General features: G+C 52.6%; 24 protein-coding genes. 20 read left to right on the forward strand and 4 right to left on the reverse strand.

The window, feature by feature from the left end; genetic code table 11:
- Positions 1–17: 17 nt before the first annotated feature.
- From DW091_RS02675 to DW091_RS02705, 7 genes are all read left to right on the forward strand, one after another.
- Positions 18–572, forward strand: a complete 555-nt coding sequence (locus DW091_RS02675; protein WP_058695534.1) for a hypothetical protein — start codon at positions 18–20, stop codon at positions 570–572.
- Between the two features lie 283 nt (positions 573–855).
- Entirely contained in the window at positions 856–1,623 is a 768-nt protein-coding gene (locus tag DW091_RS02680) for a phage antirepressor KilAC domain-containing protein (RefSeq protein ID WP_118517340.1), read from the forward strand.
- Positions 1,624–1,631: 8 nt separating this feature from the next.
- The gene (locus tag DW091_RS02685; protein WP_118517341.1) at positions 1,632–2,036 is read left to right on the forward strand and encodes a hypothetical protein; all 405 of its coding nucleotides are present in this window, start codon (positions 1,632–1,634) and stop codon (positions 2,034–2,036) included.
- A 158-nt stretch (positions 2,037–2,194) separates the two neighbouring features.
- Positions 2,195–2,401, forward strand: a complete 207-nt coding sequence (locus DW091_RS02690) for a hypothetical protein (RefSeq protein ID WP_118517342.1) — start codon at positions 2,195–2,197, stop codon at positions 2,399–2,401.
- A complete protein-coding gene (locus DW091_RS02695; protein WP_158577811.1) occupies positions 2,392–3,018 on the forward strand; it encodes a sigma-70 family RNA polymerase sigma factor in 627 nt (208 codons plus the stop codon). The genes DW091_RS02690 and DW091_RS02695 overlap by 10 nt, the downstream gene beginning before the upstream one ends.
- A gap of 96 nt (positions 3,019–3,114) precedes the next feature.
- Positions 3,115–3,342: a hypothetical protein gene (locus DW091_RS02700; protein ID WP_058695529.1), complete on the forward strand. Its 228-nt coding sequence runs from the start codon at positions 3,115–3,117 to the stop codon at positions 3,340–3,342.
- 13 nt (positions 3,343–3,355) lie between these two features.
- Entirely contained in the window at positions 3,356–3,592 is a 237-nt protein-coding gene (locus DW091_RS02705; protein ID WP_118517344.1) for a DUF2922 domain-containing protein, read from the forward strand.
- Between the two features lie 226 nt (positions 3,593–3,818).
- Here DW091_RS02705 and DW091_RS02710 read toward each other — a convergent pair whose 3' ends face one another.
- Positions 3,819–4,691: a DMT family transporter gene (locus tag DW091_RS02710; protein ID WP_118517345.1), complete on the reverse strand. Its 873-nt coding sequence runs from the start codon at positions 4,689–4,691 to the stop codon at positions 3,819–3,821.
- Positions 4,692–4,838: 147 nt separating this feature from the next.
- Here DW091_RS02710 and DW091_RS02715 point away from each other — a divergent pair, with 147 nt between their 5' ends.
- The 4 genes from DW091_RS02715 (at position 4,839) to DW091_RS02730 (ending at position 9,814) form a co-directional block, all read left to right on the forward strand.
- A complete protein-coding gene (locus DW091_RS02715) occupies positions 4,839–5,402 on the forward strand; it encodes a D-Ala-D-Ala carboxypeptidase family metallohydrolase (protein WP_224168728.1) in 564 nt (187 codons plus the stop codon).
- A gap of 101 nt (positions 5,403–5,503) precedes the next feature.
- Positions 5,504–5,938 (forward strand): hypothetical protein, encoded by a 435-nt coding sequence (locus DW091_RS20265; protein WP_187368453.1) that lies wholly within the window; start codon positions 5,504–5,506, stop codon positions 5,936–5,938.
- A 131-nt stretch (positions 5,939–6,069) separates the two neighbouring features.
- Complete coding sequence (locus tag DW091_RS02725) at positions 6,070–6,459, forward strand: LysR family transcriptional regulator (RefSeq protein ID WP_058695524.1); 390 nt, start codon at positions 6,070–6,072, stop codon at positions 6,457–6,459.
- Positions 6,460–6,538: 79 nt separating this feature from the next.
- Positions 6,539–9,814: a response regulator gene (locus tag DW091_RS02730; RefSeq protein ID WP_118517346.1), complete on the forward strand. Its 3,276-nt coding sequence runs from the start codon at positions 6,539–6,541 to the stop codon at positions 9,812–9,814.
- Here the strand turns inward: DW091_RS02730 and DW091_RS19935 are convergent.
- The 3 genes from DW091_RS19935 to DW091_RS02745 form a co-directional block, all read right to left on the reverse strand.
- Positions 9,809–10,018: a hypothetical protein gene (locus DW091_RS19935; RefSeq protein ID WP_147365270.1), complete on the reverse strand. Its 210-nt coding sequence runs from the start codon at positions 10,016–10,018 to the stop codon at positions 9,809–9,811. The two genes, DW091_RS02730 and DW091_RS19935, sit on opposite strands and share 6 nt — an antisense overlap.
- Positions 10,019–10,114: 96 nt before the next feature.
- Positions 10,115–11,272: a glycosyltransferase gene (locus tag DW091_RS02740; protein ID WP_118517348.1), complete on the reverse strand. Its 1,158-nt coding sequence runs from the start codon at positions 11,270–11,272 to the stop codon at positions 10,115–10,117.
- A gap of 132 nt (positions 11,273–11,404) precedes the next feature.
- Entirely contained in the window at positions 11,405–12,181 is a 777-nt protein-coding gene (locus DW091_RS02745) for a PP2C family protein-serine/threonine phosphatase (protein ID WP_207741489.1), read from the reverse strand.
- A 270-nt stretch (positions 12,182–12,451) separates the two neighbouring features.
- Between DW091_RS02745 and DW091_RS02750 the strand changes: the two genes are divergently transcribed.
- The 9 genes from DW091_RS02750 to DW091_RS02790 all read left to right on the forward strand — a co-directional run bounded on the left by DW091_RS02750 (position 12,452) and on the right by DW091_RS02790 (position 23,608).
- On the forward strand, positions 12,452–15,937 hold the full coding sequence (locus DW091_RS02750; protein ID WP_118517349.1) for a S8 family serine peptidase: 3,486 nt from the start codon (positions 12,452–12,454) through the stop codon (positions 15,935–15,937).
- 271 nt (positions 15,938–16,208) lie between these two features.
- Positions 16,209–16,619 (forward strand): hypothetical protein, encoded by a 411-nt coding sequence (locus DW091_RS02755; RefSeq protein ID WP_013381967.1) that lies wholly within the window; start codon positions 16,209–16,211, stop codon positions 16,617–16,619.
- Positions 16,598–17,668 carry a TIGR01212 family radical SAM protein gene (locus DW091_RS02760; RefSeq protein WP_317985593.1) on the forward strand — a complete coding sequence of 357 codons (1,071 nt, stop codon included), beginning with the start codon at positions 16,598–16,600 and terminating at the stop codon, positions 17,666–17,668. The genes DW091_RS02755 and DW091_RS02760 overlap by 22 nt, the downstream gene beginning before the upstream one ends.
- Before the next feature lie 80 nt (positions 17,669–17,748).
- Positions 17,749–18,588, forward strand: a complete 840-nt coding sequence (locus DW091_RS02765; RefSeq protein ID WP_074616585.1) for a GTP pyrophosphokinase family protein — start codon at positions 17,749–17,751, stop codon at positions 18,586–18,588.
- A 336-nt stretch (positions 18,589–18,924) separates the two neighbouring features.
- Positions 18,925–19,464 (forward strand): Uma2 family endonuclease, encoded by a 540-nt coding sequence (locus DW091_RS02770; RefSeq protein ID WP_058695517.1) that lies wholly within the window; start codon positions 18,925–18,927, stop codon positions 19,462–19,464.
- Positions 19,465–19,580: 116 nt separating this feature from the next.
- The gene (locus DW091_RS02775) at positions 19,581–20,594 is read left to right on the forward strand and encodes a tetratricopeptide repeat protein (protein WP_058695516.1); all 1,014 of its coding nucleotides are present in this window, start codon (positions 19,581–19,583) and stop codon (positions 20,592–20,594) included.
- A gap of 146 nt (positions 20,595–20,740) precedes the next feature.
- Positions 20,741–21,187 carry a hypothetical protein gene (locus tag DW091_RS02780; protein ID WP_058695515.1) on the forward strand — a complete coding sequence of 149 codons (447 nt, stop codon included), beginning with the start codon at positions 20,741–20,743 and terminating at the stop codon, positions 21,185–21,187.
- Positions 21,184–22,896: a DUF2156 domain-containing protein gene (locus DW091_RS02785; RefSeq protein WP_118517350.1), complete on the forward strand. Its 1,713-nt coding sequence runs from the start codon at positions 21,184–21,186 to the stop codon at positions 22,894–22,896. The genes DW091_RS02780 and DW091_RS02785 overlap by 4 nt, the downstream gene beginning before the upstream one ends.
- On the forward strand, positions 22,886–23,608 hold the full coding sequence (locus DW091_RS02790; protein ID WP_118517351.1) for an alpha/beta hydrolase: 723 nt from the start codon (positions 22,886–22,888) through the stop codon (positions 23,606–23,608). Before DW091_RS02785 ends, DW091_RS02790 begins: the two co-directional genes overlap by 11 nt.
- Positions 23,609–23,624 lie beyond the last annotated feature (16 nt).

Here is a 23,624-nt window from a genome sequence, read left to right on the forward strand (position 1 = left end):
TTAGAAGGAGTAGTAAGATGAAAAAGTTTATGGCGCTCATCGAAGAAGAGCGCGCTGAGGTGATGGATTTAGAGGCTTTTGACAGGGCGCTGACCGATTATGTGGTGTCTTTTATGAATCCCCTTTATCAGGAGGAGTACGGTGATGTGACGGCAGTGGCCTTTTTGGGTCGCGACCCCGCCATGGTGCCCGCTTCCTACCGGGATGTGGTGCTTCCGGCCTATCTGGCCCATTTCTGCATGACCCGGGAGCTGGCTGTGGAAAAGACAAAAAAGCTTTTGTGCCTTGAGAAGGGCGGGCACCTTCCCTTTTATGTCCAGGCAACAGAGGATGTGATGGTCGAGACCAAATGCCGGACCGATAAGGTGGGCCGGGACACCGCCTACGGCTGCTACAACGCCACCCTGTACGAGAAGTGCGGCGGCGTGCAGAATGACGAGGGACTGGAGTACTGCGGCTTTTTCTTCCCCAAAAAGCGGGACAGCCATCCCGAGCGCTTTAAAAAGCTCATGGGTCTCAGTAAAAAGCTTTTCGAAAAGGCGAAAGCACATTTCTGGTATAAAAAGGATTGAATGAAAGATAAAAATACAAGATATAGCGGTGTACGCTAAAACAGCGTATACCGCTTTTGATGCTGAAAGGGTTTTTAAAATCTCAGGCAAGAATGGCGGAAAAACTTTTAAAAGTCCTGTTTTTACAGGAAATCACGATAAAAAAGCGTGAAAACCGGGCGCAGCCACGGGCTTAAAGGCAGTAAGACGCCATTTTTGCGTCTGCAAAAGAGCGTAAGATGCTCTATACTAGGAATCACTTAAGTACAGAAGCGCGCTTCGAAATTTATTTTTGGAGGAAACAATGAACACACAATTACAGGAATTTATGAATGATGAATTTGGCATGATCCGCCTGATCGACGAGAAGGGGCGCGTGCTCGTAAGCGGCGCCGACGCGGCCAGCGCTCTGGGCTATGCCCGGCCCGCCGAGGCGGTGCGCCGCCACTGCCGCCACGCCCACAAGCGGCTGGTCGTCCACCCCCAGAGCCCCAACCGGCTGCTGGAAATGCTCTTTATTCCCGAGGGCGATCTCTACCGCCTGGTGACGTCCAGCAAGCTTCCAGCCGCCAGACGCTTCGAGGCCTGGATCTACGACGAGCTGCTGCCCGCCGTGCGCGTGAACAGCGCCGGGCAGCAGCGTGAAAACCGGCTGATCGAGGCCCTTATACTCCAGACCCAGAACTTCGTCGCGCTGCAGAAAACCTTGGACGCGCAGAACGATCTGGCCCGGTTCGCCCAGGGCATCATGGTGTCCGGAGACAGCATCTCCATGAAAAAGCTTACCACACTGGTCCAGAATATAAGCCTGAAGGACGGAAAAAAGATCCGGACAGGGCGGAACCGGCTCATGGGCTGGCTGCGGAAAAACGGCTACCTGTGCTACAGCGACCGGGAGGAAAATATCCCCACCCAGCGGGCCATGGAGATGGGCCTGTTCGAGGTGCGGGAGAGCAGCTTTGAGGCCGGGCCGGGGCAGGTGTTTTTAGACCACACCACCTATGTGACGCCAAAGGGCCAGGCGTATTTTGTCCGCCTCTTTGCAGAAAAAGGTCTTGAAGAAATCCGGTAGGCGGGCCAGTGGATTACTTTAAGGAGCTGGACGCCTGGCTCGAGTGGCTCATGGATCACAGGCTCAGCCAGGGGGCAAGGAACCTGTGGCAGCTGCTGCTGTACCGGTGCAGCCGCTGCGCCTATCTGGCCGCCAACGGCGAGTGGCTCTGGCGCGTCCGGTTTTTTGTGCGGCCAGAGCTTTTGGAAAGACAGCTGGACAACACCTACCGCAACATCGCCCGCCACCGCAGGGAGCTGGAGGACGCGGGCCTTATCCGCTATCAGAAAGCTGTAAAGGGCAAGTCCCAGGGGCTTTACACCCTCATCCCCTTTGCAGACAACGTGGCTCCGGCAGTCCGCACCACGGTGGCGGGCCAGGCGCTGGAGGTCTATGTGATTGTCGACAGGGTTGTGGATAATGGCTGTGGATAATGTGGATAACTGTGGATAATTTTTCGTGCCGGACAGGGCAGACACCTAAAACGCCAAAAAGGCTAAAATGGGTGCGCCCTGGCTGTCACAGATGTCCACCATAAATACTTTATTAACAATACCTATATTATTCTTTTATAAATCAGGAGGACACATCAATGCAGAATCGATATGGTACGGGACGGCCTGTGCGCCGACGAAAAATGCGCTATATTCTCGAGGGAACCTGTAATTTTGAGGCAGAGGTCTGGGCAGGCAGCCGCGAGGAGGCAGAGGATTACTTTAACGATCATTTTAAAAGCGTTCTGGAATGCTTTCCGGAGATCGCTGTGGACTGCAGGGGCATACGAGAGGTGTGGATGTGAATGAAAGCGACGGGCAGTACGCCCTCATCAACGCTCTGGTGCTGTCGGCCAGGGCGGGTGTCGCCGAGGCCCAGACCCAGCTGCTCATCGCCTATACGCCGCTAGTCAAGAGCATGGTTAAGCGTTACGTCTACGATACCGGCAGCTATGAGGACGCTCTGCAGGAGGGGTTTCTGGTGCTTTTGACCGCCATCCGCGCTTACGCGCCGGAAAGAGGCGTTTACTTTTCGGCCTATGTGAAGCGCCAGCTCTTTTACCACTTTGTGCAGAAGCCAAAAATGGCTGAAAAGCAGGCCGAGCGAAACGCCCTGCGGCTGGACGAGGAGGCCGGCGGCGAGGCGCTGCCCCTGGGTGAGCTGCTGGCAGCGCCAGAAAGCGCGGTGGAGGAAGTAATCGAGCGCCGGGAAGCCGCAGACACCCGCACCCGCCAGGCCGCCGGTCTCGGAAAAATGGTTAAAAAGCTGGCGCCGCGCCAGCAGGCTGCCATCCGCGCCCACTACCTTGAGGGCCGCCGGGTCAGGGATATGGCGGCAGAATGGGAGCTGAGCGAGAACGCCGTGAGCCAGCTGATTCACCGCGGGCTTCGGCGTCTGGCCAGCCTTATAAAGGAAATTTAAAAAAACGCCAAAACCGCCGTAAGATTTCGCCCAGGCTGCCATTATACAACCATGAGCCGCAGAGAGCGGTCAAAAAAATAAAGGAGGCCAGCGAATATGGCAATTGAAAAAACAGTACGGGCGGTGGATATGAAAACCATCCTGAACTTTGGAGAGGAAGGCGGAAAAATTGTGAAGAAAACCAAGACCTATGGTGATCTGAGGACAGACGTCACCGACGAGGCCTTTGTGTCAACCGCGGAGGCCATCGCCAAGCTGCAGGAGCCCATCATGGAGAAAAAGGAAAAAGTTGTCGCCGAAGAGCTGACACGCACACAGGAATAAGGAGGAGTAGAAAATGGCAGAAAAAACCAGTAAAGAATTAGTAGTAAGCTATGAACGCACAGACGGCAAGAATTTTAATCTTACCATTCCGGATTTGAGAGAGGGCGTCACCGACGCCGAAATCAACACCGGCGCCAAGGCTATTCTGGCGCAGGATGCCTTTGCGCCGGAGGGCATCGGCCTGGCGGCAGTGACCAGCGCCAAAAAGGTCGAGACCAAAACCACCGATGTCGCCATCGAGGGAGCTTAGAAAAAAAGAGCGGGAAACCGCTCTTTTTTGGTTGTCGGAAAACTTGACAGTAAGCGGTAAAGCGTTAAAAAGATGCTTTTTAAGTTGAAAATAGTGGAAGGTGGAAAGCTCAGGTGCAAATCTGCCACAGGCAGATTTGATTGGATTCGGCCTATGGATGCTGTCTCTCAGCAGTTTGGCAACCTCGAAAAAATCGTTTCCCTCAGCACCTTTTTTCACTTCTTCCTCAATACTTCGCATTACGCATGCCCACCAGCTCGTTTATCAGGGTTGCGCCCAATATGAGCACAGCCCCTGCGGACTGCACCAGGGTCATGGGCTCGGCGAGGAAGAGGCTTGACAGCAAAATGGCGGAGATGGGGTCGATATAGCTAAAGGTAGCGATGGTGCGGTTATCCAGCCGGGGCAGGGAGGCAAAGTACAGAAGGTAGCTGAAGCCTGTGTGCACCACGCCCACCAGAAACAGCAGCAGGACGCCGCCTGCCGAAGCCCCGGCGAGGGAGATGCCATCTGTCAGCAGAACATAGGGCAGAAGGGCCAGAGCTGCGACAAACAGCTGAGTAAAGGCGCTTTCAAAATCGGATATATCCTTTAAAAACTTGTTGGTCAGGACAATGGCCGCGTAAAAGACAGCACCGCCAAAGCCATAGGCGATGCCGATCAGGTTCTGGCGGTCGAGTGCGCCGCCCGCGCCGGATATACAGACCATACCGGCCATAGCTGCGAAGATACAGAGGACGTTGGTACGGGTCAGGGGTTCCTTAAAAACCACGGGCGTCAGCAGCATGACAATGACCGGCGCGCAGTAATAGCTGACCGTAGCGTTGGCGATGCTGGTGTATCGGTAGGCCTGGAAGAGCAGGATCCAGTTAAAGCCGAGCATGATCCCCAGCGGGAGCAGAACCTTCAGGTTGTTTCGGATACGCCTGAGCGAGAGCCCCTTTTTAAGGATGAAGCTGGACACAAAGAGAAAAGCGCTCCCGATAAGCCCCCGGGCCAGGGCGATCTGGCTTGAGGTAAAGGGCAGGGTGCGGACAAAGAGGCCGATGCTCCCAAAAATAAGCATGGCCAGGGCAAAGAGCAGCTTTTGTTTGTTCATGGGGCCTCCTCTGGTATCTGGCAGGAAATTAACGGGTCGTTCTGACCATTGTATCGGCGGCCCGCGCTTTTGTCAATCCCAAACCGTAAGAAAACGCTCTTCGTGCCACTATAAAGACGTAGTGAGTCATAAAAGGAGGTTTACAGAATGCAGAAATTTTACAGGCGGATTTTGATTGTTATGGGGCTGACCGCATGCCTGCTCGTCGGGGCTGCCGCGGTTCAGGTGCGCTGTCTGGAGGGGCCTGCGGCAGACGCCCGGGAGGAGACTGAAGCGAGGACGGCAGAGCCAGCACTGACCGGTGAGCCGGCAGTACCAGAGCCAGAGGAGACGCTCCAGGAGGAGGCTGTAACGGCGGAGCCAGAGACGCCCATGGCCTCAGAGCACTTTGGACTGTGGGAGTATGCCTGCGACTGCGCGGGCTACTGTTCCGGCTTTCCGGTGATGCCTGATCCTGAGCTTACCGTCCGGGTGGAGGCCCTGCGCTGCGCCTGCGGGCGGCCGGTGATCTTGACCTCGGGGGTGCGCTGCGGGCCCAGGAATGAGGAGGTCGGCGGGGTTTCATGGTCCTTTCACAAGCGCGGCCGGGCCGCGGACCTTTACTGTCCCGGTGTGGGTGTCGGCGATCTGGCCGCCCAGGCCAAGGGAGTGGGGCTTAACGTGCTGCCCTACTACAGCAGTGGCTACGTGCACGTGGAGTTGGTGGAATAAAGCGCCGGGGATGCAAAATACTGCGTCCCCGGTTTTTTATGGAATTTCTGGTATAATAGGCATAACGATTACAAGGCAGGGAGTGCGAATTCTGCGAATATGTGCGGTCCTGCAGCGGCGAGGCGTGCATGGCCTCCTACCGGCAGGCCTGCCAGGAGGCGCTGCTCTGCGCCGGGACCATGCAGCTTGGCTTAAAGCACCTGAAGCCGCAGCTCCAGGCCGGTGATGTGGCCACTCTGGGCAAGATTGTCATCGGTACGGTAGAAGGCGATCCGCACGACATCGGCTATGAGAAAACCGTTGTCCTGAACTATCAGGCCGTGGTGGGCGCGGTAACGACCCTGCCCTTCCTGTTCCTGTATCCGGTAGCTCTGGGTGACCTGGTAAACCCGGAGGTTGTCATGAACCTGGTGATTCTCGGCGGCGTGATCATCATCGCGTCGGTTCTCATCCTTAATCAGGATCAGAAAAATCTGGATTCGGGCGCCGTCGAAATGCGGGCAGAGACAGATTTGAAGGAAGTGGACGTGGAATAAAACATAAAGCTTCTGACACACTGAAAATTTCAGTGTGTCTTTTTTTGTGATAAATCCCAAGCTTTTGACAAAAATGCACAAAATCATGATATAATAAAAGAATAAACCTTTTTATCATTGGAGGATAAGGGATGAATCGGGAAGTACAATCAGCGGGTTGGGAGGCGCAGGAGTTTGACGCCGCGCTGCATCCGGCGCTTAAGCTCAGGCTGGCCAGAGAACGGATTTTCTTTGGGCCGGGGCCGGCAGAGCTGCTCATGCAGATCAGGCGGACAGATTCGGTCAGGATGGCCTGCGAGCAGATGGGCATCTCCTACAGTAAGGGCTGGAAAATGATCAACACCATGGAGGAGGAACTCGGCTACAAGGTGACAAAACGCCAGCAGGGCGGAAGAAACGGCGGCAGCGCTTGCCTGACGCCAGAGGGTGAAACGCTTCTGGCAAAGTATCAGGAGCTCGAACGCCGGAGCCGGGAGGCTGTGGAGCATATTTTTGAGGAGCTTTTTGGATCTCAGAATTAATCGATAAAATGGATTGAGGAATCAGGAAAAACGGGCAGTCTGCCGGTATGAGCGGTCTGCCGTAAGGAGAGGGAACCCTGTGACAACAGAAGAAAAAAGAGAAATTACCGCCTTTGCCGATAAAATACTCAGGCGTTATTTCTGTGAGTGTGACGTTGAGTTTTTAATATCCACCTTTGCGCCCAATATCGTATGGCTGGGCGGCGGTGAGATGCAGAAGGCAGAGGGGGCTGAGGCTGTGGCCGCCTGCTTCAGGGAGGGGCAGGGTGACCTGATCCCCTGCACCATGACAGAAGAGGAATATGTGGTGGAACAGATCTCAGAGGACTGCTACATCTGCGAGGGCGTCAGCCGGATCGAGACTGTGGAGGGCTCAGAGACCAGCATGCGGGAGCAGCAGCGCTGTACCTTTGTGTTCAAGCGTATAGATGGCGAGCTGAAGTGTATGCATATCCACAACTCTATCCCGTTCTCGGCCATAGAGGATGATGAGCTGTTCCCGGTCAGGGCCGCCAGAGAGGCCTATGAAAATTTACAGGAGCTTTTGCAGGAAAAGAACCAGCAGATTGAGCTCATGATGTCCCAACTGCCGGGCGGCATGGCCATCTGCCATCTGAACGAGGGCTACAGTATCAAGTGGATCAGCGAGGGACTGTGTGAGCTCTATGGCTATGAAAGCGAAACGGAGATGATTGAAGCCATCGGCGGAAAGACGATGGCTCCGGTTGACGCCGCTGAGTACAGGCGTGTCTATGATGATATTAAGAGCTGTGTCGACCAGAATGAGACCTATTCGGTCGAGTACCCGATCAGTCGTCCGGATGGCAGCGTTATCTGGGTGCTGGATATTGGAAAGGGTGTGATCGACCGTGACGGCGAAAAGGTAATCTACTGTCTGGTGACAGATATCACACATCGCAAAAAACAGGATATGCTGATCCAGCAGGCCAGCATTGAAAATAAACGCCAGACCGATTTTCTGACCCAGCTGTACAATACAGTGCCCTGCGGCATCATCCAGTTCACCACCAGCCCTGAGCATAGAATTATCAACGCCAACCGCCGGGCATGGGAGATCTACGGCTACAGTGAGGAGGAATACTGGAAACAGGTGAGAGACCCCTTTACCGCTGTGCTCGCCGGGGAGCAGGATAAGTTCCGGCAGATTGTCAGCAGCATTTCGCAGTACGGCGGCAGGGTCTCCTATGAGCGTGAGGGACGGCGTAAAAACGGCGAGCAGTGCTTTGTGAGCGTGTCCATGGAGCGGCTGAACAACTCCGACGGTGACGAGGTCATCCAGGCAGTTTTCAATGACATTACCGAGACACGCGTGCTCCAGATGGAGCGGGAGCAGGAACAGCTTATTGAGAACCGTTCGCTGCGGGCAGCGATTTGTACCGCTTATCCCTTAATTATGAGCATTAACCTGACACAGAACAGTTACGAATGCTTCATTCAGGAAAAAAACATTGTCAAATATGACGAAAAGGGCCGTTACGACGAGATGATGGAGCTCACCATGCGCAGAGCGTACCCCTCCTACCAGGAGGATTTTGGCCGGCAGTTCTCAAGAAATGCGCTGATGCAGCGGTACGAGGAGGGTGAGCGCGAGCTTTATATGGAAATACAGATGCTGGGGGACGATGGTGGATACCACTGGATTTCACTCTATGTGATCCGGGTTGATAATCCTTACAGCGATGATATGCTTGCCATCGGCCTTATGAAAGTGCTGGATGAGCAGCGGGCCGAAAAGGCAAGGCAGGAAAAGCTGCTGAGGGACGCGCTGGCCTCGGCCGAAGCGGCTAACAAGGCCAAATCAGAGTTTTTATCCCGCATGAGCCACGATATCCGTACCCCCATGAACGCCATCATTGGTATGAGCACCATTGGTCAGCTCAAGGCTGGTACGCCAGGCCGTGTGCGGGATTGCTTTGAAAAGATTGATTCCTCCTCACGCTACCTCCTGACCCTGATCAATGATATTCTGGATATGTCGAAGATCGAGAGCGGAAAGATTGTTCTGGCAAAGCGGAAGTTTGATTTCACAGAGTTTATCAATGAGATTAACACCATCATCTATCCCCAGACCAGAGAACGGGACATCGATTTTGTGGTTCACCACCGTGAGCCTATGGAGCGCTTTTACATCGGCGACGAGCTCCGCCTGAACCAGATCATGATGAACCTGCTCTCCAACGCAGTGAAGTTCACGCCGCCCGGCGGCAGAATCACAGTGGATTTACAGGAACAGAAGCGTGAGAACGGGCTGGCTTACCTGAGTATTCGTGTCAGCGATACAGGGGTTGGAATGTCTGAGGAATTTATGAAAAAGATTTACCAGCCCTTTGAGCAGGAGAACCCCGGAACAGCCCGCAACCAGATCGGCACTGGCCTGGGGCTGTCCATTGTCTACAATATTGTCCAGCTCATGGGCGGCGCCATCGCGGTGACCAGCGAAAAAAACCGGGGCACCACCTTTGAACTGAGCCTGCCCCTGGAGCCAGTTTACGACACCGAGGAGGAAAAAAGGCGGCGCATGACCGAGGACGCGCTAAAGGATATCCGCGTGCTGGTCGTGGACGACGACGCCATGATCGGCGAGCAGACAGCAGCCATCATGTCGAACATCGGCATCTCGCCGGTCTGGGTCGATTCCGGCGCTCGTGCCCTCGAGGAGGTGCAGAAAATGAAAACGGCTGGCTTCACCTACGACGTGGCGCTCATCGATTGGCTGATGCCAGATATGGACGGCGTTGAAACCACCCGACAGATTCGGAAGATTGTGGGGCCGGATACGACCATTATCATCATCTCGGCCTATGACTGGAGTGATATTGAGGAGGAAGCGCGCCGGGCAGGCGCCAATAATTTTATCTCCAAGCCCCTGTTCCAGTCGGTGATTTACGAGACTCTGATGCACCTCAATATCGAGCCCTATGAGCGCAGGCAGCAAAGACAGGCGGTTTCCAGCCTGGAAGGTCTTCAGGTGCTTCTGGTGGAGGATAACGAGCTCAACCTTGAAATCGCCAAAACCCTGATGGAAATGCAGGGGATGTGTGTGGATACTGCGGAGAACGGCCGGGAGGCAGTCGATAAATTTAAAAACCGGCCGATTAATTATTATTATGCTGTTTTAATGGATATTCGGATGCCGGTAATGGACGGGCTGGAGGCCACCAGGGCTATCCGGGAGCTGGACCGGAGCGACGCCAAAACCATACCGGTTATCGCCATGACGGCCAACGCCTTTGAGGAGGACCGTCGCCAGGCCATAAACACCGGTATGAACAGCTATCTGGTCAAGCCCATTGACATCAGCAAGCTTTTTGAGGAGCTCAAACGGTTTTCATGAAAAAAGAAAGCTGTCGACAAAGCCGGTCATGAGCGGCAAAGCGAAAGCTTGAAGCTGTTTGGGTTGAAAATTGAAGGTGGAAGGTGGAATGTTGTGGAACGTTTTCGCTGACGCAAAAACGACTGGAATCGCGGCCGCAGGCCGCACCCAATCAAATCTGCCAAAGGCAGATTTGCACTTGAACTTTCCACTATCCACTTTCAACTTAAAAAGCCTCTTTTTAACGCTTTATCTCTTCGTGTTAAAGTTTGTCTACACTCTAAAAAGAAAGGCTGGAGCATGGCTCCAGCCTTTCTTTTTTTAGTTTTCTTTTAAAAGGAAAAGCGAGGTTTCCTCAAAGGGCAGCACCGGTTCGGAGAACGGCAGCTGCTCCAGAATATCACTGACAATGCGCTCGGCTGAGTGGCCGTAATACATTTTGCGCAGGGCGCTCTTCATGGCGTACTGTTTGACCTCATTGTCCTTCAGGGCCTCGATGGCCACCAGCAGCTCGGTGGTGGTGTGGGTGATGATGGCCGCACCGCATTTTTTAAACCATTCGGCGTTTTCGCCTTCCTGGCCCGGCACCGGGTTGTGCAGGATCAGCGGCATGCGGGTGGTCACCGCTTCGCTCAGGGTGATGCCGCCAGGCTTGGTCATCATAAAATCGCCGCAGCAGTAGAGCTCGTGGATGTCTGAGACAAAGCCAAAAATCTGTGTATTTTTAAAGGACACTGCGGACAGCTCCCTGTAAAGCGATTTGTTTTTGCCGCAGACCACAATGGTCTGAAGGTTATGCAGGCTGTCTGCCTTTTCGCAGATGGCTTTCAGGTTTTTGACCACACCGTAGGTGCCGGCGCAGATGATCAGGGTGCGTTTGTCTGGGTCCAGATGGTATTTTTCCTGGAGGTGGTGACGGTCGTAGTGGCCGTAAAAGGCCTCCCGGATCGGAATCCCGGTCTTCAAAATGCGCTCTGGGGGAATGCCGTAGGCCATCAGATGGTTTTCCACATTCTGGCAGGCAACATAAAATTTATCGGTGTCCTCATGCTGCCAGGCAGCCGGTATGCAGAAGTCTGTAACCACTGTGTAAACCGGGATGTCCGGATAATGGGCCTGCTTCAGGATGGAGGATACCGTATAAGGGTAGGTGTTAACAATGCAGTCAGGATGGATCTCGTCCACCATGTCCAACAGGGTTTTTTCGGTCAGTGTCCAGAGTCTGTATATAAATTTGCTGTGGGCGTCCTTTTCCATATCGTAGTACATTTTCTTATAGAAGCTGCTGCCAATATTATAGGAAAGAAGATAGGATTTTTCGATAATGGTATTGACAAGTCGGTTGGTCTCATTGAACAGATCACGAACAACAGCAGTGTAGCCTTTCTGTTCAAAGGCATCCTTCAGGGCTGCGGACACCATCTTGTGGCCTGATCCGTGGGAACAGGTCAGGATTAAAACTTTTTTGCTGCGATTCATCTGATTCCGCCTCCTTCTTCATAGTCTTACGTTTCGGTTAAGTCTATTCTAGCTGGCTTTTATTAGAGTTCCATTAGAAACAGCGAATCGTCATAAATTGTTAATATTTGTTCAGAATTTTGTCATAAATGCTTAGTCGTCATACTCGATGCCCAGCAGGCAGACATCGTCCATATCGTCGGTGCCCTCGGTAAACAGGTTGTACTCCCTCAGGATTTCCTGGCAGATGGTGTTGATGGGCTGGGTTCTGTGTTTTTCTACAATGCCAGTCAGACGCTCCATGGAGAAAAGCTCGTTGCTGGTATTCTGCGCGTCGATGAGGCCATCGGTAAAGATGATAAACTTATCACCGTTTTTAAATGGAACCGTAATGTCCTGATAGTTAATGCTCGACATGAGCTGGTGCAGCCCCACAAGGGGCAGGCTTGGTTTGAGCAGTGTGATGCCGTCGCCTGCCAGAATGGCCGAGGGATGGCCGGCATTTGCGTACCGCAGCGTGCCTGCGCCGGGGTCCAGAACCAACGCGAAGGCGCTGAAATAGGTGGATGTCAGCTGCTTTTCAATGTCGCGCTCCATGCGTTCCAGGAGCATGCTGGGGTGCTCGCGCACCAGCTCGTTTTCCATAGCGTAGGAATAAATCAGCTTGACCATGCTGGTAATCATGGCCGCGTCGATGCCGTGTCCGGTAGCGTCGGCCAGAATCAGGCTGATCTTGTCATCATCCAGATTATGGAAATCGTAAAAATCGCCGCCGACTTTGCGGAAGGGCTTGAGCATCGCGTAAAGGTGATACGTATCCGATACAAATTCGCTGGGCTGCGGGATAATTTTCTTTTGGATGTTCTGGGCAAATTGCAGTTGTTTATCGAAAAGGCTCACTAGTTCACTGTACTCTTTAATGGATTCCAAATTTCTGACCTCACTTTTTATACTTCTAGATGGATTATAGCATACTTTATGAACCTTTAAAACAAAATTAACGATAAATATCCTTAATCAAACAGAATTTCAGATTTTCAGGAATCAAAATTTATAATTGACAGGCAGCCATTCAATATTTAGAATATTTTTAAAAAAAGTGATGAACGGTCAAAACTCGTGACGAATGGTTATGGATTAGAGAGGCCCTTATGATATAATAGTGCCAGAGTTTAAAAATGAAAGTAGGAGGAGAAAAAAATGAAAAAGCTATCTGCACTTTTACTGTGCTGCCTTTTGGTTTTCACCGCCCTGCCGTCCGCGGCGCTGGCAGAAAACAGCGGCACTGCGGAGCCTCTCTCGGGAGACTATATTGAGGGCGAAGCCATCGTGTGTATGGAAACGTCTGCGGCCGGCATGCGGAGCCGGAGCGCTGTTCCGGAGCTTCTGGCAAACGCCGAAGTACTGATGACCGTGGACAGCGGCGATACAGACGGAGCCCAGCCGCAGACCTTTGGCCTGCGCAGCGCCGCCTCCCAGAGCCAGGTGCTGGCCCTGGTTAAAGGGGAAGGCAGAACCACGGCCGAGCTGATCGCTGAGCTTGAGAATTACGATCAGGTCGTCTTTGCCGAGCCCAATTACCGGGTAGAGGAATACACCGATGACGCGGCCCTGACGGAGGGCCTCGAAGAGGCGTTTTCGGCCATGGATGAAAACACTGCGCCGGAGACAGCCCGGGAAGCCGCCGGGGCAGGCCAGAGCCAAAAGGCCGAGGAAGCTGCCCAGACGGCGGACGAGCCTCAAAAGCCCGAAGGCGATGGGAATACAGCCGAAGCCAAAGCGGATGAAGACGCCGCTGAGAAGCCGGCTAAGGTTATCAAAGCTGAAGATGTGAACCGCAATGCCCATAAAATGACAGACTACCAGTGGGGCTTTGACAACAGCGGCCAGTTTGGCGGCACGCCAGGCTTTGACATGAACTATGACGCCTGGAAGGTCCAGAACACCGCCGCTTCCGCTACCGATCCTGTAGTAGTGGCCGTGTTTGACAGCGGCGTGGATGCCGACAACCCGGACCTGGCAGGAAAAATGTGGACTAATACGGTGGGGCTGCCCGGCGGCCCTCACGGCTACAACCCGGCAGAGGACAACGGTGATATCAACGACGATGACAACGGCCACGGCACCCACTGCGCGGGCATTATCGGCGCCGAGTGGAACGATATCGGCGTGTCCGGCATTGGCAGAGACACCCAGATCATGGCCGTCAAGCGTCCTGATGACACGGCGGGCATTTTAAAGGGCTACGACTATATGGTACAGGCCTGCGGCGCGGGCGTGAACCTGCGCGTTGTCAGCAACTCCTGGGGCATTGCCGGACAGTCACAGTCCCTGAGCCGGGCCGTGGAAACCCTGGGCGAGGCAGGAGCCATCTCGGTTTTTGCTTCAGGCAACAGTGATCTGGACATTGACAACACCAGCTTTATGGCCGCTGCCCTCAAGGACAACTCCTACGCAGTGACCGTGAATGCCACCGATTATCAGGGACGCCGCTCGGGCTTCAGCTGCTATGGGCAGCGCGTGACCGACGTCATGGCCCCCGGTTCCCGGATTTTGTCCACCTACCACCAGAACCAGAGTACCGGAACAGGCCTGGTGAGCGCCGAACAGTATTTTGCCGAGTTTGACGCCAACCGTCTTTACTATGAAAACTTTGAAGACAAGGATCATTACTGGCAGTTTGATGGCGCACAGCTTGTCAGCGATTCTGATAGCTATTACGACGGACCGGGATGCCTTCAGACAGACGTATCTGTGGATGGACAGACGATTTTGAGCGCTCCGCTGGATCTCTCCCAATTGGTGAAGGCTGACACGTCCGGGCAGCGCTATTTCAGCGCCCGGGCCGCAGTGCTCGACAATGAGAATGTGGATATGGTGGCAATGGCGGTCAGAGTTCGCACCATCGGGGAGGACGGAAACGAACAGATGACTGCCATCGGTGAGCAGGCGTCTGGCGTTTACGGCGGTTGGGCCGCTTTTTCCGGAGAACTGCCTGTCAATACAGATTATGACCATTTTAAGGTTGAAATCAGCCTGAAAACAGGTAAGATTAATGCCCATCATGGTTCTTTGCAGCCTGCTCTTGCCGCGGGCACCGTGGTTTTGGACAGCTTTGGCATCGGGAACGACGCTCAGCCTTACATCTATATGGACGGCACCTCCATGGCGTGTCCGTCTGCCGCCGGAGCGGCCGCGGTCATGGCAAGCCAATATCCGGATCAGAGCGCCGCAAACCTGGCGGCCCGCCTTGTGGGCAGCGTAAAACGGGACGACGCCTTTACAGCGCTCTGTGTTTCCGGCGGACAGGTGGATCTGTCCAAGGCCAGCGATCCCTACCCGGTCATCAACCGCGCCATTGAGGACGGCAATACGGTCAGCGTTGAGGGCTACTTCTTTGGTGGTACGCCTGCGGTGACCCTGGGCGGCAGCGATGCGGTTGTTCAGGAGACAAAGACAACAGCCGATGGCAAGACCACGCTCACCGTCGAAAAGCCTGAGGGTTTTGGGGGCGGCATGACCCAGATCGTGGTCAAAAACGATGGGAAAGAAGGCCAGGACAGCTTTGAGCTGGGCGCCAGAACGGACGTTGTCTACTACGATCAGACAAACCTTCCACTGCCCCAGGACGAAGCCTTCTACAATATGGACGGCGGCCAGCTGGTGGGCTATGACGGCAGCCTGTACTACCTGCCTGCCAGCAATTTGCTCAGCAATACCACAACCGATGTGATCTGGCGGTATGATCCTGAAAAGCAGAGCTGGAGCACAGTGGCGCTGCCTGCCCCTGTCACCAACATTGTCGGAACCACCTGGAACGGCAGGCTGCTGGTGTATGGGACGGATTTGACCAGCAACAAAATTTACTTTGCACTCTACGACGGCAGCAACTGGCAGATGCTGGAATATGGTGAAGATCAGACCGCTGCGCTGAGTAAGGTTTTGCTTCCCGGCATAATTAACGACGGCAGCCGCGTGCTGCTGTTCGGCGGGTTAAATATGAGTGATAGCACCGACGCCACCTCCGTTTACGAGCTGAATGTGGAAACCGGCGCGCTGACAGATACCGGAATCACGCTGAAAACAGGGCGGATCAGCCCTCAGGTAGCTTACCAGAACGGTGAGTACCTGGTCAGCGGCGGCTTTGCCTTGGGCTGGAACTTGGGCGCGGTGCAGGATGTTGAGCTGGTGACAGAAGACGGCAGTACCCGTATCATCGAGCAGCCAGGCGTCACCCAGGAACAGCAGTATGGCTTTGCCGGCGCTGCGGTTAAGGGAGGATACCAGCTGGCAGGCGGCGTCAATACACTGAACAATGCCGACACCTACACCCTGGCCTCTGGCGGCAACACTCTCGAGGTTTACGGTAAACGGGCGGCCGACAGCGCTCTGATTACGCCGGCTTCCACGGCCTACCGCGGCCACTTCTATGTGCTGGCTGGCTCCAACACAAACGAGGCGCACCGCGTGTTCTCCGCCACAGCGGCAGACACCCTGGATCAGCCCGGCGATAAAACCGGCGGCAGTGTCATCACACCGCCAGCGGACGAAAGCAGTACGACGGCCAAGGCGGGCAGCGTGAACACAGGCGTCATCGTCCAGCCGCAGTACGCCGCGCTTTTGAGCCTGGCGCTTCTGGCCCTGATTATTGGCGGCTGCGCAGTTTACAGAAAACGCGTGAATTAAAAACGGCTTTATAAAAAGCCGAGGCCCTGCAGAGTCTTCGAATTTTGCAGGGCATTTTAAATATAAGGCTTGACAGAAGAAAAAGTTTTCGGTATTATAAACATTTGCAAGCTCAGATTAAGATTAATGTGAGAAAATTAAAGTGGAGATGTGGTAAAATATTTTCTCTTATTTGTGAAAATAATATAATTAAAATATGGCGAAAAGGGATTGTATTTTATCGTTTTCACCTGTATAATGTTAATAACAACATAGAAAGTAGGTGTCTTAAATGATTGAATTTGTATATGGAGCAAAGGGAAGCGGAAAGACTAAAAAAATGATCGATATGGCCAACGCAGAGGTTGGTTCTGCAAAGGGCGATATCCTGTTCATCAACGACAGAGACAAATACAGAGTGACTGTTGATACCAAAATTCGTTTTATTAATTCCGAGGATTTTGAAATTAAAGGGGAAGATGAGCTTTACGGTTTTATCAGTGGAGTAATCGCCGGAAATTATGACGTCGATGTTGTTTATATCGATAATTTACTGAGAATTCTTGATGCAGATGGTCCGGAAGACATTTCCGGAATCCTTGAAAAACTGGATAAAATCCAGAAAAAACAGGATATCAAATTTGTGCTCAGCCTGAGCTGCGAAGAGAGCACAGTTCCAGATTGCGTGAAAAATTATCTGTAAGAAATGAAGAGGCGCTCCCAGAATTTGCTGGTAAGACTGCGGGCGTCTTTTTTATTTTGTCAAAAATTGGAGGAACGATTATGGAAGAGCACCCGCTTTACAGGGTTTATTCACAATGGCTCAAAGAGCGTTACGGTAGTAAGGTTTATAAGCTTCCGGTTAACGTGCCGGTTTCCTGCCCAAACCGCGACGGCGCCGCGGGAGAGGGCGGCTGTATCTACTGCGGCGCCAAGGGCGGCGGCAACGAGACCCTGTCCGACGCTTTGAGCGTAGCCGAACAGGTGGAAAAAAACCGGGCCTACATTGCAAAACGCTATAAGGCAAAATTATTTATTCCCTACTTTCAAAGCTTTACGAACACCTACTGCAGCGCACCGCAGCTTGAACGCTGGGTGCGTGAGGCAGTGGGCAGCGGCGAGGGCATTGCCGGCGTGGCCATCTCCACTAGACCGGACTGCATAAGCGGTGAGCAGCTGGATTTTTTAAGCCGCTTCCAGCAGGAAAAACAGCTGGACGTGTCCATTGAGCTGGGCCTGCAGACCGCCAACTACAAGACCCTTAAAATATTGAACCGCAGGCACAGCCTGGCCGACTATATCGAGGCGGCCGCGGCGGTCAAGGGCTATGGGCTTCAGCTCTGTACCCATGTGATCCTCGACCTGCCATGGGACGACCGGGACGACGTGGTGGAAACCGCCGGCGTGGTCTCGGCGGCGGGGTCGGATTTTGTCAAATGCCACGCCCTGTATGTGGAGCGGCGCACGGCCCTTGCGGACATGTATTTAAAAGGCGAAATCAGCCTTTTTCCCAAGGAAGAATACATTGAGCGCTGTATTTTATTTCTGACGCATTTAAACCCGGATATGGTCGTTCAGCGCATTATTGGCCGGGCGCCGGAGGCGGACAGCATCATCACCAACTGGAACACCAGTTGGTGGAAGATCAAAGAAAGTCTGGAGGAGCGTATGCGCTGTGAGGGCGTATGGCAGGGTAAAAATTTTCATGAAAAACAGGAAATAATACGTGCAAAATGGCGCCCGTTATTGTAAAATAGATAAGATAACAGACTGCCGGGAAATCCGTTTTTCCGGCAGTCTGTTATGAAGTAGTGAAACCAGAGGTGATTGTATTGAGTACACAATACTGGCAGGAGTTTCTCATTCCCTACCGGCAGGCGGTGGATGAGCTGGTCCTGAAATTTAACAGCCTGAAAAACCAATCGATGACGCTGGGAGAGAATTCACCCATTGAGTCGGTTCGAGGTAGGGTGAAAACCGTTTCAAGTATTCTTGAAAAAATCAATAAATACGGCTTTGACGTCGAAGATCTCGAGACAAATATTAAAGATATTGCCGGCATCCGCATTATCTGCCAGTTTGTGGAGGACATTTATGAGGTGGTCGATATTATCCACGAGCGCGATGGGAAGGATATGCACATTGTGGATGTCAAAAACTATATGGAGGGTGAGGACCAGTCCAGTCTGAAATCGGGCAGGGGAACGCCCAAGGAGAGCGGCTACCAGAGCTATCACCTGATCATCCGCTATCCGGTTTTCTGTGCCCTGGGTTACAGAGAAATCTATGCTGAGATTCAGGTTCGCACTCTGGCCATGAATTTCTGGTCCATCATCGAGCACTCCCTCAGCTATAAATACAAGGAAAAACTGCCGGAAGCCCTGAAGACCCGGCTTCACAATACTGCTGATTCTGTCATCGGGCTGGATCAGGAGATGTCTGCTATCCGTGACGAGATTCAGCAGGCCCAGAAGCTGTTCAAGATGAAGTCAAGCACAGTTAACAGCATTCTCGACAATATCGACAATTTATACAAGCTCGACCAGGCCGACAAGGCCGTTGCCTATGAGCGCGATTTCGAGGAGCTCTCCGAGCAGGAAGATCTGATCCAGCTCATCCTGTTGAAAAAAGAACTGGAATCCGAAATCAGCCGGATTAAGGAGGAAGCCTGAAAAATAGTTGATAATTGATAGTTGACAGTTGATAGTTTATGAACGCTTTTGCTAACGTAAAAGCGATTAGAAATCAAATCTGCCAGTGGCAGATTTGTACCATAACTATCCACTATGCACTATCAACTTTCAACTTAACAGGCCTCTTCTTAACGCTTTGTCCCTTCACGATAACATTTGTCTTCCACCTGATTGTCAGAGACAATCAGCAGATCTGTAGCATTTAATGTTAAAAGCATCCATAATTTGGTATAATAGTTTGATAGAAAATGCTATAATGAATAAACCGAAATGATAATAATTCAGCAAGGTATCAATACTAAGGAGCGAATCAATATGACAAGACTATTAAGATTGGAAAAAGGTAATGAGGATGCCCTGAAGGGTGAAAACTCTGAGATCATTAACGGCGTGGCCTATGAAAAACCAGAGCTTGATGAAGCGCATAAGGATATCGTACGCTATCTGCACGCCGCTTCCAGCAGGTATGTGCTGACCCACAGGCCGCTGGACAAGCTGGCTATGCCCCACGACCCGCTCGTGATCGACGCGGAAGTGCTGCCGAATACTATTTTAAGGCCGGAGATCGCCATGCAGATTAAGGATGAGAGCTTTCCAGCTTGGGTGGTAGAGATCGCGTCCAAAGAAAACATGGAAGTCGCTTATCTTGAAAAAATGAACATTTATATGGCTGCCGGTGTAAAAGAATACTGGGTGATCGACCCGGTTAAGCAGGTGATCCTTTCCTATAATTTTGTGAAAAACCCGTGGATTCCGGTCATCTATGACAGCCCTCAGCGGATTAAGGTGACCGTTTATAAGGATTATTTTATTTCTTATTCGGAAATATTTAAGGATCGTTCCGAGGAAGAATAAAGGGCTGCTAATTCATTAATTTTTATTAAGTTTCCTGAAAACAGTATCCGTTTTTCAGAAAAATTGATATAATATAAAATAATGCGTACAGTATGGATAAATTAAGGAGTTTGCAAATGGCGGCTGAAGAAAAAAAGGATGCACTGGTCACTTATACGATGGATGAATGGGTCGAAATCTACAGTGAAGCAGTCATAGGATTATATAAAAGATTACTGGATTATGCCTGTGTGGTCTATGATCCGGAAAGTAAAAGCTACAGCTATTTCTGGCGGTTAGTCAATTCTGCCTACTATCTTGATGGTCAGGTCATCGGCCATAACCTGGATGAGATGATCGGATGCCAGTGGGACAATGAAAAAATTCTGGAGACCTTGGAAAATGACTACAAGACACTCTGCGTTATCTTTAAGGATCGTTATGTCGATGTGCTCAGAGCAAGCTTTCAGAATGAACTAAATGCAGAAGCCATTCACTATAATACCCTGCCGGACCCCAAAGACCGGGAGGGCTTTGAGAAGCTGCTTTTCAGCCATGGCGCAAAGGTGTTTAAAAATGTATCGGATCTGGCCGCGAGCGGCGATATCTCCGCCCAGGTGCTGCTTGGAAAAATGTACTTTCTGGGCTGGGGCACAAAGGTGGGTGCAGAAGAAGGCCTGTATTGGTTCAAAAAGGCGACGGAATCTGGAAACGGTGCGGCATTCTTTTATGCCGGCATGGCCCATGAGTATATGACCTGTTCGGAAACCGGCGTCAACCTCAACGCCGAGTCCTGCGAGCTTTACCACGAAGCCATGAACGCTGGGTTTACCGAGGCCGCCTATGCGCTTTACCGTTATTACGGCCGTTATGTCAGCGGAAAAACAGGTATGTTCCGCGCCAAAAAATGGTTAAATAAGGGCATTGAGCTGGGCAGTGTTTACTGCCAGTACGAAATCTGCCAGGCGCCCGAGGATCGTTTTGCCACCAATAATGTAAAGACCGTGGTGGACTGGGTGAAGGCCGCGGCGCATTTTGGCGTTCCGGACGCCCTTGAGCTGTTGGGCGATCTCTATCTTCAGGGGCATGCGGGACTGAAGGTCGACTTTGAAAAGGCTGAATCCCTCATGGAAAAGGCTGTCAGCCAGTGATTGCAAGATATAGGGAAAATAAAATATAGTCAGTAAAAAAACACAATATATAGAGGTGTACGTCGTTTTAGCGTATACCTCTTTTTCGTAGAAAAATGGGTATAAGTATAAGCGCAGCAGAAATTTTATTTAACAGGAGTTGGAAAATGACAAAACAGAGAAGAATCAACTTTCAGAAGGTTAGCTCAGTGCTGGTGATCCTGTTTGGCGTCGTGATGGTTCTGGCAGCTTTTCTTGAGTTTGGCGGGTTTACCATCATGCGGATGGCAGTGAACGATGTGGAGCTTGGCGCGCGTCAGATTTCTGAGCTTCTGGCGACCATGGGGGTTTTCAGCCTTGTTCTGGCTGTTGCCAGTATTGTTGCCGGTATCATGGGCTTTCGAAATGCGGCCCTTGGGAAGGAGAAGTTGAGACGCTGCGGGAGGATCGGGTTTGGAATCCTTGTAGTGCTGGTCATGTATTACGCCTTTTTATTTGTGGTGGATACCTTGGACGCCTCTGATTTTGTGGTGGCTGCTCTTCCGGTGCTTTATACGATCAGTGTTGTCTTAAATGAGAAGGAGACGATCCAGGAAGGAGAAACACGGGCATGAGCATGACCTTTAATAACCGGAACCAGATGATCAATGTCGCTGTGGGTATTACCTTTGCTCTGTCACTGGTGCTGCTGGTATTCAGTTTTATCCCGAACCCGGCCCTCGAGCAGGTTGTCAGCAATGTGATCAACAGCCGCAAGCTGGTCCAGAGAGTCCTGGCTGTGGTGCTTCTGGTAACCACCTACAACCTGTACAAGAGAAAGCGGGTGGCATGGATCGTGACTGTTGCCCTGCTCGGCATTAACATGGCAGGCCACCTTTTCCGGGCACACCATGCGGTGGGGGTTCTCATCATTGTCCTTGAGGCGCTGGTGCTGGTGGTGCTGCTGATTTTTGCCAGAGATTTTAACCGGGCGTCGGACAAAAGGGCGCTGGGGGTTGGCATTATTTTCGTTCTTATGGGGCTGTACGCTATCTTTTTAAGCGCGTCCTCCATCTATTTTGACGATACCAATATCTTTGACCCGTCAGGCGGCCTGAGCTTTGGACAGTGCCTGCTCCAGACCTTTCAGGTAATCTTTGTTGCAGGCAGCGTGAAGGACGCCGGTGTGGCTACGCACCCGGAATTTAACACTTTTGTTTTCTGGTTCAGCTGGGTGTGTATCATTGTCGCGCTTGGCTTTGCGGTTAAGCCCTTTCTGGAAAAAAGAGGAACTACCAGCAGTGGGCTTGAGCACGCCAGACGGCTGGTTCAGAAGTATGGACAGAATCCGCTTTCATACCTGACGCTGGAGGATGACAAGACCCTGTATTTCGGGAAGAATGTAGACGGTGTTGTGGCCTACGGCGTTGTGGACGATGTGGTGGTCGTGGGCGGCGACCCCATCTGTGCCGACGCCGACTTTCCTGCGCTGCTTGAGGAGTTCAGAGACTTCTGTAAAAACAGTGCTTTCAGCCTGGTTTTTATGGGCATCACCGACTGCTATCTTGAGGACTATAAAAGGCTCGGCTTCGGTGCCATCAAATGCGGTGAGGAGGCTCGGTTCGACCTGACCGAATTTACCATGCAGGGCGGAAAAATTGCCAAGGTGCGGGCCAATGTGAACAAGGCCACCAAGGCAGGCGTGACCGTGCACGAGTACAGGCCCCTCGAAAAAAGGGACGAGGCCATCGAGCAGGCCATCGACGCTGTTTCGAATGACTGGCTCAAAGGCAAAAACAGCGGGGAGCTGTCCTTTACTCTGGGCGGCGTAGGCCTGGATAACCCTATGGACAAGCGCTATTTTTACGCCGAGAACGCCGAGGGAAAGCTGGTCGGTTTTATCGTTTTTGTACCCTTTGCGGGCATGGACGGCTATTACGCAGACGTCACGAGAAGGACAGAGGACGCGCCCCGGGGCGTCAATGAGATCATTATGGTCGAGGCCTTTCAGAAATTTAAGGACGAGGGAATTCACTGGGCGACCATGGGCCTGGCGCCCCTGGCCAACCTGTCCGAGGAGGGAAAGCCAGACAGCACCACCACCAGGCTGCTGGAATTTGTCTACGAAAACCTCAACGAGGTCTATGGATTCAAGGAGCTTTACCGGGCAAAGGTCAAGTACAATCCCTTCTGGGTGCCAGGCTATTTTGCCTTCATGCCCAGAATCATGACGCCTAAGATGGCCTACGCCATCATAAAAATCCAGAATCCCCAGGGCGTTATCGACTATGCCCGGTCCTTTGTCCAGGGAAAGATGAAAAAAGATAAGCCAAATGAAGGATAACAGAGGCCAGGTGTGGAACCGGGGCGCAGGCATCCATTACGAGACCGTGGGGGACGGGATGCCGCTTATCATGCTCCACGGCAACGGCGGCGACAAGGAGGATTTCAGAGGATTGATTGACTATTTTCTGCCACGTTATCAGATCGTCCTGATCGACAGCCGGGGCCACGGCCGCTCCGACACCGGCCCCTTAAGGCTGACCACGGGCCTGATGGCAGAGGATGTGCTGGCTGTGATGGATCGGCTGGGCCTGCCCTCTGCCGTTGTCCTCGGCTTCAGCGACGGTGCCAATATCGCTCTGGAGCTGGCTGTCCAGTCGCCGCACCGGGTGCGGGCTGTCATTGCAGTCAGCGGAAATGTCCATCCAAGGGGAATGCGCGCCCTGCCTTACCTGTTCATCAGGCTTCAGTACCGACTCTGGAGCTTCCTTGAAAAGCTGGGCATCCCGGTGGGGAGCCGCACGCAGCGGTACGGACTCATGGGCTGGTCACCGCGGCTTTCTGAGGAGGAGCTGAGCCGGATCGACAGCCCTGTGCTTCTGCTGGCGGGAACAAAGGACCTTATCCGGACCGGCCATACCCAGCAGATGGCAGCGTGGATTCCCGGCGCCAGTCTGGTGCTTTTTAAGGGCGCGCACCACCGTTCGCTGTTTAAGAAAACGGACAGCTACATCCGGCAGATACGCGGCTTTTTAAAGGAATATGACCTGTGAGAAGGGTGTTTTGCAG

The sequence above is a fragment of the Eubacterium sp. AM05-23 genome (assembly GCF_003477535.1).
Taxonomy (GTDB): Bacteria; Bacillota; Clostridia; order Eubacteriales; family Eubacteriaceae; genus Eubacterium; species Eubacterium maltosivorans.

Excerpts from the sequence above, each read along its gene's own strand:
- DW091_RS02750 (WP_118517349.1), top strand. The coding sequence starts at position 12,452 with ATGAAAAAGCTATCTGCACTTTTACTGTGCTGCCTTTTGGTTTTCACC.
- DW091_RS02770 (WP_058695517.1), top strand. The coding sequence starts at position 18,925 with ATGACAAGACTATTAAGATTGGAAAAAGGTAATGAGGATGCCCTGAAG.
- DW091_RS02775 (WP_058695516.1), top strand. The coding sequence starts at position 19,581 with ATGGCGGCTGAAGAAAAAAAGGATGCACTGGTCACTTATACGATGGAT.
- DW091_RS02725 (WP_058695524.1), top strand. The coding sequence starts at position 6,070 with ATGAATCGGGAAGTACAATCAGCGGGTTGGGAGGCGCAGGAGTTTGAC.
- DW091_RS02785 (WP_118517350.1), top strand. The coding sequence starts at position 21,184 with ATGAGCATGACCTTTAATAACCGGAACCAGATGATCAATGTCGCTGTG.
- DW091_RS02705 (WP_118517344.1), top strand. The coding sequence starts at position 3,356 with ATGGCAGAAAAAACCAGTAAAGAATTAGTAGTAAGCTATGAACGCACA.
- DW091_RS02790 (WP_118517351.1), top strand. The coding sequence starts at position 22,886 with ATGAAGGATAACAGAGGCCAGGTGTGGAACCGGGGCGCAGGCATCCAT.
- DW091_RS02675 (WP_058695534.1), top strand. The coding sequence starts at position 18 with ATGAAAAAGTTTATGGCGCTCATCGAAGAAGAGCGCGCTGAGGTGATG.
- DW091_RS02700 (WP_058695529.1), top strand. The coding sequence starts at position 3,115 with ATGGCAATTGAAAAAACAGTACGGGCGGTGGATATGAAAACCATCCTG.
- DW091_RS02755 (WP_013381967.1), top strand. The coding sequence starts at position 16,209 with ATGATTGAATTTGTATATGGAGCAAAGGGAAGCGGAAAGACTAAAAAA.
- DW091_RS02680 (WP_118517340.1), top strand. The coding sequence starts at position 856 with ATGAACACACAATTACAGGAATTTATGAATGATGAATTTGGCATGATC.
- DW091_RS02780 (WP_058695515.1), top strand. The coding sequence starts at position 20,741 with ATGACAAAACAGAGAAGAATCAACTTTCAGAAGGTTAGCTCAGTGCTG.
- DW091_RS02715 (WP_224168728.1), top strand. The coding sequence starts at position 4,839 with ATGCAGAAATTTTACAGGCGGATTTTGATTGTTATGGGGCTGACCGCA.
- DW091_RS02710 (WP_118517345.1), bottom strand. The coding sequence starts at position 4,691 with ATGAACAAACAAAAGCTGCTCTTTGCCCTGGCCATGCTTATTTTTGGG.
- DW091_RS02690 (WP_118517342.1), top strand. The coding sequence starts at position 2,195 with ATGCAGAATCGATATGGTACGGGACGGCCTGTGCGCCGACGAAAAATG.
- DW091_RS02740 (WP_118517348.1), bottom strand. The coding sequence starts at position 11,272 with ATGAATCGCAGCAAAAAAGTTTTAATCCTGACCTGTTCCCACGGATCA.